This window comes from Paenibacillus sp. RC67 (genome assembly GCF_030020805.1).
GTDB lineage: Bacteria > Bacillota > Bacilli > Paenibacillales > NBRC-103111 > Paenibacillus_S.
On the sequence record NZ_CP125098.1, the window covers coordinates 5,957,126 to 5,968,822 of the forward strand.

The window sequence follows — 11,697 nt, forward strand, 5'->3', positions numbered from 1 at the left end:
AGCTTAAATGAATGAATTACAAGCCACTAAATGGCGTAAGACAAGAGCCATGGGAAAAGGCAAATATGTGATGTATTTCGGCATTCTGGCTTGGGGAATGTCTTTGGCTGTGCTATTTACGGCTTTAGAATGGTTAACTCAGCAGACGGTAACAGAATCCTGGATATATATCCGAATTATTGTGTTAGGCGTAGTTGGCTTCATGATCGCGAATTTCCGTTGGGAAGCACGGGAGAAAAAGCTGCAGCAGTTCCTTCAGCCCAAAAAATCACCGATCAAAGCTAAGATTTAATACTAGAGAGCGGAGCATCATGTTCCAGCTCTCTTTTTTTGTCCAATTTTATTTCAAACAATAATTACAAGTCACTTGACAAAAGTAAGTATATAATTTATCATACTTACATAACGTAAGATGTTTATTAATTCATATCATACTTACTTATAACACTTTGCTTATTATCTTTAAGGAGGAATTATTCATGTCTACTGTACTTTTTGTTAAAGCTAACGGTCGTCCTGCCGAGCAATCCGCTACGGTTAAACTGTACGATTCTTTTCTCGCCACTTATAAAGAAACTCATCCGCAAGATTCCATCGTTGAGCTGGACTTGTTCGCTGAAGAGCTTCCTTACTACGACGTTGACACTTTGACTGGCTTGTTCAAACAAGGCAAAGGCTTCGAATTGACTGCAGTTGAAGAGCAAAAAGCAACTAACGTTAACAAATATCTGGAGCAATTCTTGGCTGCAGACAAAGTGGTATTTGCTTTCCCATTGTGGAACTTCACTATCCCAGCTCAATTGTTGACTTACTTCTTCTACATTCTTCAAGCTGGCAAAACTTTTGCTTATACAGCAAACGGTCCTCAAGGCTTGCAGCCTAACAAAAAAGTCGCTTTGCTGAACGCACGCGGCGGTGTTTATTCCGAAGGTCCTATGGCCGCTCTGGAAATGTCCTTGAACTATGCAAAAACCATGATGAACTTCATGGGCATCCAAGACGTGACTACTGTCGTTGTAGAAGGTCACAACCAATTCCCAGACAAAGCCGAAGCTATTCTTAGCGAAGGCGTGAAAAATGCAGCTAACGCAGCAGCATCGTTCTAATTCAAATTAAAATCACGAAGTCCTTGATCTCTTCTTTTTGAGAGATTGAGGGCTTTATTTTTTAGACAGAAAAAGGTCCACAATCGCTTGGATTGCGGACCATCAAGTGTTTTATATTAAAAAGGGGGTCGAGTTCTATTATAACCGCCCAACATTAAAGACAGATGAATAACCTGTTACAATTTGATTACTGAACGGTTTCCGGATTGATTGTCTTTTTTCTCATAATAAATAGGGCGAAGAGCAGCAAAACCTCCGTATTCCCAAAGGTAACGCCGAAACCAAATAAACCAAACATACGAGAGAACCCTTCAAACAACGACGCCCACCAAATGCAAGCGGGTACGGTTATCGCCAGATTCACTACAAGAGAGACAAGAAACGAAACGAGCATCTTCTTCGTCTTCACCATGATCAGAATGCCGATAACAAGGGGAAAAACGAAGGCGGCGCTCAAAATAAGCCAATATATATTATCGTAAGACAACATGCTCACTCCCGAATCCGAATAAATGAAACCTGAATCTTTATTAGGTTAACAAATCAACGTGGGGAAAACAACCGATTCTGCATTTTGTTTCAAAACTGTCATACTATCGCTGACACATGGTTTTCGGATATAATAATTAAGGAAGGACATTCATAAAAAGGAGGTGCCTTTATGGCACAGAGCAAAGCAAAGAAGGAACGATGCCGGATCGTACGCGAAGGCGGATTGAATCCAGAGCTGCAAAGACTGCATTGGAACGGCGTTATACCCGTTGAACGAAAAACACCAACCCTATCAGAGAAGCAAGAAAGGCTTCAACGAAAGCACAAACAGAAATGGAACCGCACACTGCAGAGCAGCGACGGTTCCATTTTACGTTCCGGAGCATAAAAGAGGCCGTTAATTATGATGAGGTCGGAGTCTGTTCCTTCTGTATTTCAGTGTTTTGCGAGGTCAGCTCATATAACTGCTTCCCACTGCTGTCATATGCATAAAGCTTACTATCCCAAGCATTCGCGCTTGCTGGATCCTTTATAGAGTAGGAACGCGTTAGCATATACAAATCATCTCGCGGTTCCGTTATCTGCTCCAATCCATCCGGCCATACGATACGCAGCCGAGTTACATTCGGATCATGGACTTGCCCCATGAAATAATAATGCCGTCGTTCATTCAACGTGGACATCCCCATTTTGAAGCTGAGCAGTATATCGGGTTTCAGCACACTGCCAAACCCTCCACCTCTGTTTTCCCAAAAAAGTCCTAACGAGCGAGACATGAACATTTGGTGAAATAAACCGTGCTCTTTATCATATAGCAGAGCAGCGTAACTCCCGTCCCCACTGTCTACCATAGTATGAATCCGCGCAGGCGGAAATTCCATACTGAGCAGCGCTTCCGATACGACTTCCTCCGGAGTCCAAGGATTAGAAGAATAATTTATTCGAAACAAGAAGATCGCTGCGGCCACAATAACCAACCAACGGACTATATGCCCTTTATACCGCTGCGTGAATGGGCTCCTCATCTCAACGCTCACCCCCTGTTAGCGGGATCGTAAAGCTGAAGGATTCACCAAAAGCCTCATTAAAAATTCGCACAATCTGGATACCCTTTGGTACATCACTGAATAAGTAGTCTCCTTCCGATCGGAACGAGTTGTTTGAGCTGCTTGAGCCGCGTTGATTCAATAATAGTCCGGTATCCGTTTGAACCTGTACGTGATTCGGCAGCTTGTTTGGCGTCTTCCCTGTGCCCGTGATATAGACGAGCAATTCTTCTTTACCGTCGTCGTACACCACGCCATTTACTTTTATTTTTTTGCCAAAGTAAGTTTGAATTTCCGAGCTTCCCTCGTAAAAGAACCCTTGCTTCTTCGCTTTCTTGATATCATCGCTAAAGCTGTTCAGATTGGCAAGCGGAGCCACTAATACACCAATAACTTGCACAATCAGAACAACGAGCAGCGACCATTCGATAATACGCAGCAGCCGTATCACAGCAGCACCCCTCTAGCTGAAAAGTAGGTCTCTAATATAACGCTAATTTCCAATAAAAGGTTGCTATCGCATTGCGCCTGGGCCGTTTCTAAAGCTATCCTTTCACAAATACCGTTTTGATCGAAGTAAAAAACTCAATAGCCGCCTGTCCCTGCTCTCTTGAATGCGAGCTGGACTGCTTCATGCCGCCGAACGGCGCCTGCAGCTCTACCCCCGCGGATTCGGCATTCACGCGTACTAAACCTGCATCCATCTCCCGGATAAACGACAGCATGCTGCCGATATCGCGAGTGAAAATCGAAGCGCTTAGACCGAATTTCACATCGTTGGCCAGTTCAATTGCTTCCTCCAAGGAATCCACTTTCATTAAGGCGAGGACTGGGCCGAATATTTCTTCCTGTGCAATCGTCATTTCACGGGATACCCCGTCAAAAACGGTAGGTTCTACATAGAAACCGTCCTGTAGTTGAGCTGCTGCAGGCTTCTTACCTCCGCAGAGCAGTACTGCTCCTTCCTGCTTCCCTTGCTCAATGTAGCCTAATACCGTATCCAACTGCGATTGGCTCGCACAGGGTCCCATCCAAGTACTTCCGTCCAATCCACTCCCGAGTTGAATGGTATTGACTTTATCCAACAGCTTCCGTTTAAAAACTTCATACACCTCGGCATGAATAATGACCCGGCTTGTTGCTGTGCATTTCTGTCCGGTGGATCGAAGTCCGCCGCTGATCGTCGCTTCCACCGCCAAATCCAAATCGGCATCGGCTGCGACGATGACCGGATTTTTCCCGCCCATCTCCAGCTGGTATTTGGCTCCACGTTTCAGTGCGCCTAAGCCGACCTGCTTGCCGACTTTATCTGAACCTGTGAAGGTAATGGCTTGAATGTCCGGATGATCGATGATGCCCTGCCCGATCACCGTTCCTCTTCCTGTAACCATGTTCACGACCCCCGCAGGTAAGCCCGCTTCATGAAAGCACTCCATGACGAGCGCCGCTGTTACAGCCGTCTCCTGAGCAGGCTTGAACACGACGGTATTACCGTAGATAAGGGCCGGGGCGATCTTCCATACGGGAATCGCTACAGGAAAGTTCCACGGCGTAATAACACCTACTACGCCAAGCGGATCGCGTGTCGTAAACATCAGTCCCTCGCTATCTGTTGATGGGATGACATCGCCTACCCTGCGCATGCCTTCACCCGCATAATAACGGAGAATAGCTACTCCGCGGGCTGTCTCCCCCTTAGCCTCCGGGTACGTCTTGCCCATCTCCCGAGTCATCATCTCGGCAACTTCCTCCAGCCGCCGTTCCAATGCATTGGCCGCCTTGTACAGCCATTCCCCTCTTGCTGCGCCGGATAGTCGTCCCCATGCACGGCTTGCCTGTTTGGCTGCTGCAGCAGCTTGATCAAGATCGGCCTGGACTGATTTTTGCACGAATCCCACCGTTTCGTGGCGACTAGCCGGATTGATGCTTCCTTCTGTTTCATTGGAGACTGAGGCAATCCATTGCCCTCCGATATAATTAAGAAACGTGCGATTGCTGATTGTGTTCATCACAACTCACCCTTTCCTGATTCCTTACCTCATTGATCAACACGCCGATACCGCTAATCCCAATCTCGATACGATCTCCGTCCTGCAAAGTAAACTCATTAGGAGGCACAATGCAGGTGCCGGTCAGCAGCACCGTGCCGTCGAAAAGATCATTATCCCGGATCAGGAACGACACCAGCTCCTCCAGCTTCCGCTTAAGCTGTCCAGTGCTGGCCGTCCCCTCCACAATCTTGTGCCCTGAGCGATAGATACGGCAGATAATATCTAAGGCATAGGGGTCGGCTACCGTATCTACAAGCCGAATCGCAGGTCCTATCGAGCAGGATCTTCGCCACATTTTCGCTTGTGGCAAATAGAGCGGGTTCTCCCCCTCAATATCGCGGCAGCTCATGTCGTTGCCTATCGTATATCCGATAATCCGTCCTGACTTGTCGATCACGAGCCCGAGCTCCGGCTCGGGAATTTGCCAAGTCGAATCGCTGCGCAAGCATAAGACTCCCCCGGGGCCTACAGTTCGTGCCGCCGTCGATTTAAAGAACAGCTCCGGTCGTTCCGCATCATACACTTTGTCGTAAAAAGTAGATGCATCCAACTTACCGCCGGTTGCTTCATAGTTCCGAGCTTGACGGCTTCTCTCATAGGTAACTCCTGCTGCCCAAACCTCAGGAGCAACAATAGGCACAAGAAGTTGCAGCGCTTCCATTTTGTTATTAAGCGAAGTCCTCTTGGGCAGCTCTCGTTCCAACCAACCCGCAGCCGTTATTCCTTCCTTGTCCGCTGTTTGCACCAGCTCGAACAGATCCATGAACTCTAACGGGTATACGAGTCCTTCCTCTGTTACGGCCGCCATAATGGCTTTCCCATTTTCCAAGTAACGAATGATTCTCAAGATGATCGCCTCCATTTGTTTTATAATATAAAACAGGGTTCTCAAATATATCGTTAAAAAAGAGGTGCCTTGGAAGCACTCTATTTTAAACCTTGACCATCCCGAAGCCCAGTTGGTTGGAAATGCTCTCACCGGTGCTTTTCAATACCGAAATGAAGGCTTCCAACTCATTGTCGTCCACGTTGGATACAAGCGTCGATATACTTACAGCAGCTATCACCTGTCCTGTATGGTTGCGGATCGGTACCGCCACACAGCGCACTCCCGGTTCATTCTCCTGGTTATCGATCGCATATCCGTCCACTTTTACCTGCTCCAGCTCTTTGATGAACATCATTTTATCCGTTATTGTTCTTGGGGTATGTACCGTAAAATCATAACCTTGAAGCAGATGATCTCGTTCTGCCTGCGGCAGGAACGCTGCCAGCACTTTCCCCACGGAGCTGCAGTGCAAAGGGATTCGTCTGCCGATACGCGAATAGCGAATAACCGCTCTCGGCCCCTCAACCTTGTCTATGTATACGCCTTCCCTGCCTTCTTGTATGACCAGATGAGCGGTTTGACCCGTTGCGGAAGCCAACATCAATAGCTCGGTTCGAGCAAGTGTTCGAATATCGAGATGCTGAAGCAGCAGATTACCGCGCTCCAATAGCTTCATTCCAAGCCTATATTTCCCGGTTTCCGGATTCTGCTCCATGTAGCGGTGCTCCTGAAGCGTTTTCAATAGGGAATGAACCGTACTCTTGTGCAGCTCCATTTTGCGGCTGATTTCGGTAATTTTCAACTCACTCTCCTGCTCATCAAAAAGGTCTAGGATGCGCAACGCTCTGTCTAATGACTGAATAATCGGCATGAGGTAAACTCCTTCGCACGTTGTAAATCATAATCGTTTTACATTATAGTACTACGTTATCAAATACTTGATGTTACTTTCACTATAATGCAGTTGTAATAAATTGACAACAGTAATTTTATTAGAAATGGACATCCATTCCACTTAATAGGGAATACCGCCCCTTGCTGACAGAATTTAAACTACGAGAATGCATAAATAAAGAGCAAGCTTCCCATTCTAGGGTGGGGCCGTATTCCCCTATATCAGCGAAAGGAGGTCAACAATCGATGAGCAAATCGAAGGCACGCCGCGAAAATGCAGCGAAAATCCGCAAGCAGACCCCTCATCCACATGGGCATATTACTTCGTTGGAAGAGTACGCCGAGGAGTACGAGGCGGCAAAGCAGTCCAAGAATAAGAAACCATAAGGCTCGTCCCTCTACTAAGCATCTTCCTCTCCTCTTCTTCATAAAATAGGTTGTAAGACATGAAGAAGGGGATGAGTGCATGGCACCTGCGCTATGGATCGAGCTTTTTTCCTGGATTGTCGTTTTGTTTGGTATTATCGGCGGCTTTTGCGCCTGTATGTACCGGTTCATCAGCAACGATACGACCGAATATGATATGGAATTCGTATGGGATAACAAATTTCGGCTGAAGGATCTGGAGCTCAATCCTAAAAATCGCAGGTAAGCTTCCCTACAGGTTCATGAATGCGCAATCAAGCCCCCGGCGGCGCCGAGGGCTTGATTTTTGATCCATCTATTTGAAAGCCTCTAGGCTCCCCACGTTTTCCTCAGAAAACTCAACGCAGAAGGCAGCTCCTTAACCCTGTCGTTTACCGTACATTCTACGGAGACTCCCCCTTGATAACCAGCCAATCTCAGCTGCTGCACGAACGCATCATAAGGATATTGTCCGGTTCCCGGTGACAGTCGGCCTGTATCAGCCACATGGATATGGGCGAGCCAATCCTTGTGCTCTGCAATCGTCTCAAGCGCTTCGCGTTCTTCATCCATATGGTAAAAATCCGCTAGTACACGAATCGGAGCACGATTAATGGAACGAGCCAAAGCAACTCCTTCGGCAACGCTATTTATAATATTGGATTCCTTCGTATTTAACGGCTCAATAACCAACGTTAAACCCGTTCCCTCGCATTCATCCGCGATCAGGGAGAGCACTCTCAACAGCTGCTCCTCCGCTCTTTCCCGCTCCCACCCTTCCGGCACATAACGGGAACGGCCGCTGCCTAAGACGGCAATCGAGGATCCGGCCCGGTTCATTGTATCCACTGCCCGGGCAACATAGCTGCGAATTTTAGGTTCGTCCGCTTCAGGACCTACCAGCTTCAGTCCCCCCGGAAAAAAAATGTTCCAAGCTCTAACCGGAATAGAACGATTTGCATATTTTGATAGCGCTTTCTTAAATACTTCTGGCTCTTCCATCATAAGAGGTGCCAGCGGACATTCAATATAATCATACCCGTGTTCCTTCAACTCATCCACATGTTCAATCCCTGTGCACCAACCAAAAACCGTCATATCCATTCCTCCTCAGTTTGTCCAACATGATTATTAGCTGCTAAGGTCAAAGAAGGATCTCTGGTTCTTATTGTAAAGGAAATGAACGTTAATTTCCGAACATTTCTTGTTATACCGCAATCATTTTCAACGTTTATTGTCTTTAACAGGAGAAAAACGATCACGCATCCTAACGGCATGATCTACTTCCCCTATCTCTCCTGCTCTTTGTCCGTTAAGCCGATTCCTGCTCCTTTGCCGCCAAATGGCGGATTTCAAGCTCAAATAACGGCTTGCTGATCAAATAGCCTTGAACATATTCACAGCCCCATTGGCGCAAACACTCGAGCTGTTCCTCCGTTTCAACCCCTTCAGCCACAACCTGAATCCCCATTCGATGGACTAAAATAATAATAGATTCCACCAGAGAGTTTCCAACGGTCTCTTGGGTGATATCTTTCACGAACGATTTATCGATCTTCAAGGTTCCGATAGGCAGCTGCTTCAAATAGCTTAAGGAAGAGTATCCTGTACCAAAATCATCCAAGGCGATATTCACTCCGTAATTTCGCAATATTTCCAGATTAGCGATAGCGGAATGGAATGATTCCATCATGATGCTCTCCGTAATCTCAAGCTCCAAATATTCCGGAGCCAGCTGTGTTTCAAGCAAAATATCGACTACCATCTGGGCGAAATCCGGCCTCTGAAGCTGCAGCGTGGAAATATTGACCGAAATGATCGAATGTGGAAAATGATTTTTCTGAATGACTCTATTCCGTTCACAAGCCGTACGAATGACCCATTCGCCGATAGGAATGATTGCACCGCTTTGCTCAGCTACTGGAATAAATTCCATTGGCGACACCGTTCCCATCTGAGGATGCACCCACCGAATCAATGCTTCGAAGCCACGGATCTGGTCCGTGCGAAGATCCTTTTGCGGTTGAAACTGAAGGATCAATTCATTATGTATAAGTGCCTTACGAAGCGCTTCTTCCAGCCTGCTGCGTTTCAACAACGCTTCTCTCATCTCCGTATTATAAAATCGGTAATGATTTTTTCCCATTGACTTCACATTATACATAGCGGTATCGGCATTTTTGATCAGCTCTTCCGCATTTGCTCCATCACCCGGATACATCGCGATGCCAAGACTCATCTTGGTATAGATTTGCTCATTGCGAATGAACTGAGGATATTGAAATTCATCCTGTATCGTCTGGATGCGTGTAAGCAAATGATGCAGCTGATCAAAGCCCTCCAATAAAAAAACGAACTCATCTTCGCTGATTCGAGCCAACGTGTCCTTGGGAGACAGTAAACGCTGCAGCTGCTGCGCAACTCTGTTCAACAGTTCGTCACCGAACGCATAGCCTCTCGTATCGTTGACCAGCTTAAAATTATCGAGATCGGCCACAACGACAGCGACCCTTGTCCCCTTTTCGTCCGACATGGCAATAGCCTGATTCAGCTTCTCCATTAACAACCGGCGGTTCGGCAGCTCCGTTAACGAATCATATAAAGATAATCGCATAATATGTCGTTCTGAATTCCGAATTCTCGTAATGTCATAACAAGTTCCGGTAATCGACTTCACCTGCTGATCCATGCCCATTACCGGTGATAGTGTCGTAACATACAGATGCTTACTTCCGTCCTTGTGAACTACTTCCTTTTCAAAGGTAACGGGGACTTTGGCATAGACCGTTTCCGTAAGCAGCTCCTGCCATCTGGACAAATCGTTCCTGAACCCGAGAACGTCATATATCCAACGATCTCTCAGCTCCTTCGCTTCGATCCCGATATCATCCAGGAATTTCTTGTTAGCCGACAACAAATTCCCCCGTAAGTCACAGCGAAATATTAAATCGTTGGAATGCTCCACCAAAGTACGATATTGCTCTTCGCTCTCAAGCAGCTTTCCTTCTGTTTCCCGCTTTCTAATTTCATAGGTTATGAAATAGCGAATAATGATCACGACTAACGGATACGAAACACACATGTAACATGCGATTTGCCGTATCATCGATCGATCCAGCTCTTTTGGCAGCATAAGGAACCACAAAACACTTTCAATAGCGACCATCACACCGAACACGCCGTAAGCTAGCGTTAGCTTTCTGAACCTAGCTTCATACCGATTCATCAGCACGCCAAGCAGCATTGCCGTTACAATGCTTGCTATTCCGCTGGGAGCCCCCATGCCACCCAGATAGGCCCTGTAGCCGCCTACGATCAGCATGGCTATAGTACCTGAGATTCCGCCCCCGAACGCGCCCGCAATAGCCACAAAGACCGTCCGAAAATCTATGATAATGCCGTCAGCAAAATAAAAGGGATCAAGCATTACTGCGAGGCCCGTGACGCCGAACCAAATACCCAAGGTCACGCGTACCCAACTGGAAGAAAATCTCGAAATAAGGGGGTACAGCCAATGAAACAAAAAGATACACGTTAATAACACAGATGCATTAATAGCTATACCCTCTAACGCTTCATATCCGTTTGACATCATCGCATCCCCTCTTATCCCGTATTGCAGCATAAACTGATGATTACCCGCTCATTCTGCCGTATCGCCTGGCTGACTCCGCCATTGTCATACCGCTCTCGTGACAAAAGGCTTGCAGCAGCAGCGAATACAGCTTTCTCGTCGAATGAATGCCTAATTTTTTCATTATATTGTCCAAGTGATTTTTGACTGTTTTAACCGAAATGGTGCAATGATCAGCCAGTTCCTGATTGGAATAGCCGTAAATAACCAACAAGATCGCTATTTCACTTTCCCGGCGCGTTAAATGATTTCTTTCTGCAAATGAAAGCATGGACTGCCTGACGTACTCCAAATACTTCACTTCATATTTTGCTGATACCATTTCCAACATGAATTACTAGACCTCCATTTTTTATGACTCATCCTGCTGTTCGACAATAAATGACAAAGAGTCACATATTATGGCAATATCATCCACCATTATCCCTATTATGAGCGAAAATTGTAAAAAAAGTTTATGGATGAATGTTAGCGCATCATGGATTTTACATATTCAAAAATTTATATCCGACACCCCAGACGGTTTTGATATACAAAGGTTGTTTCGAATCCTTCTCAATTTTTTTACGCAAGTTCCCGATATGGACGTCAATAGCGCGGTCATTCACAAAGGAATCAAATCCTCGAACCGCATTAATCAGTTCTTCCCTACTGTATACTTTGCCTGGATTAGCTATGAACAGCTTCATGATTTCAAACTCGGAAAATGTCGTATCGACATGAGTCCCATTGACATAAAGCGACCTTTTCTCGTAATTCAAAAATATTTGGCTGGCTAATACTCCATCCGTTTCAGCGCTTTTAATTTGATGATTGTAGTACGTTCTTCGAATCATTGCGGCTACCTTAGCCGACAGTTCACGCATACTGAACGGCTTGCACAAATAATCGTCCGCTCCGGCATGCAGCGCGTTGACCCGATCCATTACCTCTGTTTTCATAGAGACTACGAGGATGGGAACCATCGATCTTTTGCGAACCTCCCCGCACAATTGAATGCCGCTAATGTCAGGAAGAACCATGTCTAATAAAACAATATCAGGCTCAAATTCCTCCAGTAGGTTCAATGCCTCTTTCCCGCTCTCGGTACGGTGAACCGTGTAGCCTTCCTCGGATAAATACATGGAAAGCATATCCCCGATAATAATATCATCTTCTACTATAAATACTTTGTGCATAAACCCACCTTCAGCAAGATATATGAAGTTATTTAGCCTAACTTTACAAAAGTAAACATTTT

The 11,697-nt window shown here is 46.1% G+C and carries 15 protein-coding genes; 5 read left to right on the top strand and 10 right to left on the bottom strand.

Annotated features, from left to right (window positions below):
* The first annotated feature begins 7 nt into the window (after positions 1-7).
* Both QMA13_RS27090 and QMA13_RS27095 read left to right on the top strand, forming a co-directional pair.
* The gene (locus QMA13_RS27090) at positions 8-292 is read left to right on the top strand and encodes a hypothetical protein (protein ID WP_282936798.1); all 285 of its coding nucleotides are present in this window, start codon (positions 8-10) and stop codon (positions 290-292) included.
* 187 nt (positions 293-479) lie between these two features.
* On the top strand, positions 480-1,106 hold the full coding sequence (locus tag QMA13_RS27095) for an FMN-dependent NADH-azoreductase (protein WP_282936799.1): 627 nt from the start codon (positions 480-482) through the stop codon (positions 1,104-1,106).
* 187 nt (positions 1,107-1,293) lie between these two features.
* On the opposite strand, the gene QMA13_RS27100 is transcribed toward QMA13_RS27095, so the two are convergent.
* The gene (locus QMA13_RS27100) at positions 1,294-1,596 is read right to left on the bottom strand and encodes a hypothetical protein (RefSeq protein WP_282936800.1); all 303 of its coding nucleotides are present in this window, start codon (positions 1,594-1,596) and stop codon (positions 1,294-1,296) included.
* 171 nt (positions 1,597-1,767) lie between these two features.
* On the opposite strand from QMA13_RS27100, the gene QMA13_RS27105 reads away from it, so the two are divergent.
* Positions 1,768-1,986 (top strand): uracil phosphoribosyltransferase, encoded by a 219-nt coding sequence (locus QMA13_RS27105; protein ID WP_282936801.1) that lies wholly within the window; start codon positions 1,768-1,770, stop codon positions 1,984-1,986.
* A 13-nt stretch (positions 1,987-1,999) separates the two neighbouring features.
* Here the strand turns inward: QMA13_RS27105 and QMA13_RS27110 are convergent, their stop codons facing one another.
* The 5 genes from QMA13_RS27110 to QMA13_RS27130 form a co-directional block, all read right to left on the bottom strand.
* On the bottom strand, positions 2,000-2,623 hold the full coding sequence (locus tag QMA13_RS27110; RefSeq protein ID WP_282936802.1) for a hypothetical protein: 624 nt from the start codon (positions 2,621-2,623) through the stop codon (positions 2,000-2,002).
* Between the two features lies 1 nt (position 2,624).
* Positions 2,625-3,095: a hypothetical protein gene (locus tag QMA13_RS27115; protein ID WP_282936803.1), complete on the bottom strand. Its 471-nt coding sequence runs from the start codon at positions 3,093-3,095 to the stop codon at positions 2,625-2,627.
* A 94-nt stretch (positions 3,096-3,189) separates the two neighbouring features.
* Positions 3,190-4,653, bottom strand: coding sequence for an alpha-ketoglutaric semialdehyde dehydrogenase GucD (gene gucD / locus QMA13_RS27120; RefSeq protein ID WP_282936804.1), 1,464 nt, complete (start codon positions 4,651-4,653; stop codon positions 3,190-3,192).
* The gene (locus QMA13_RS27125) at positions 4,622-5,542 is read right to left on the bottom strand and encodes a fumarylacetoacetate hydrolase family protein (RefSeq protein WP_282936805.1); all 921 of its coding nucleotides are present in this window, start codon (positions 5,540-5,542) and stop codon (positions 4,622-4,624) included. Before QMA13_RS27125 ends, gucD begins: the two co-directional genes overlap by 32 nt.
* A gap of 85 nt (positions 5,543-5,627) precedes the next feature.
* Entirely contained in the window at positions 5,628-6,395 is a 768-nt protein-coding gene (locus QMA13_RS27130) for an IclR family transcriptional regulator (RefSeq protein WP_282936806.1), read from the bottom strand.
* A gap of 269 nt (positions 6,396-6,664) precedes the next feature.
* Here QMA13_RS27130 and QMA13_RS27135 point away from each other — a divergent pair, with 269 nt between their 5' ends.
* Positions 6,665-6,805 carry a DUF6254 family protein gene (locus tag QMA13_RS27135; RefSeq protein WP_282936807.1) on the top strand — a complete coding sequence of 47 codons (141 nt, stop codon included), beginning with the start codon at positions 6,665-6,667 and terminating at the stop codon, positions 6,803-6,805.
* A 79-nt stretch (positions 6,806-6,884) separates the two neighbouring features.
* Positions 6,885-7,070, top strand: a complete 186-nt coding sequence (locus tag QMA13_RS27140) for a hypothetical protein (protein WP_282936808.1) — start codon at positions 6,885-6,887, stop codon at positions 7,068-7,070.
* Positions 7,071-7,153: 83 nt separating this feature from the next.
* Here the strand turns inward: QMA13_RS27140 and QMA13_RS27145 are convergent, their stop codons facing one another.
* The 4 genes from QMA13_RS27145 to QMA13_RS27160 all read right to left on the bottom strand — a co-directional run bounded on the left by QMA13_RS27145 (position 7,154) and on the right by QMA13_RS27160 (position 11,635).
* Positions 7,154-7,921: a sugar phosphate isomerase/epimerase family protein gene (locus QMA13_RS27145; RefSeq protein ID WP_282936809.1), complete on the bottom strand. Its 768-nt coding sequence runs from the start codon at positions 7,919-7,921 to the stop codon at positions 7,154-7,156.
* Between the two features lie 214 nt (positions 7,922-8,135).
* Positions 8,136-10,418 (bottom strand): EAL domain-containing protein, encoded by a 2,283-nt coding sequence (locus tag QMA13_RS27150; RefSeq protein WP_282936810.1) that lies wholly within the window; start codon positions 10,416-10,418, stop codon positions 8,136-8,138.
* Between the two features lie 40 nt (positions 10,419-10,458).
* Positions 10,459-10,788: a response regulator transcription factor gene (locus QMA13_RS27155; protein ID WP_282936811.1), complete on the bottom strand. Its 330-nt coding sequence runs from the start codon at positions 10,786-10,788 to the stop codon at positions 10,459-10,461.
* A 154-nt stretch (positions 10,789-10,942) separates the two neighbouring features.
* Complete coding sequence (locus QMA13_RS27160; protein WP_282936812.1) at positions 10,943-11,635, bottom strand: response regulator transcription factor; 693 nt, start codon at positions 11,633-11,635, stop codon at positions 10,943-10,945.
* Between the last annotated feature and the right edge of the window lie 62 nt (positions 11,636-11,697).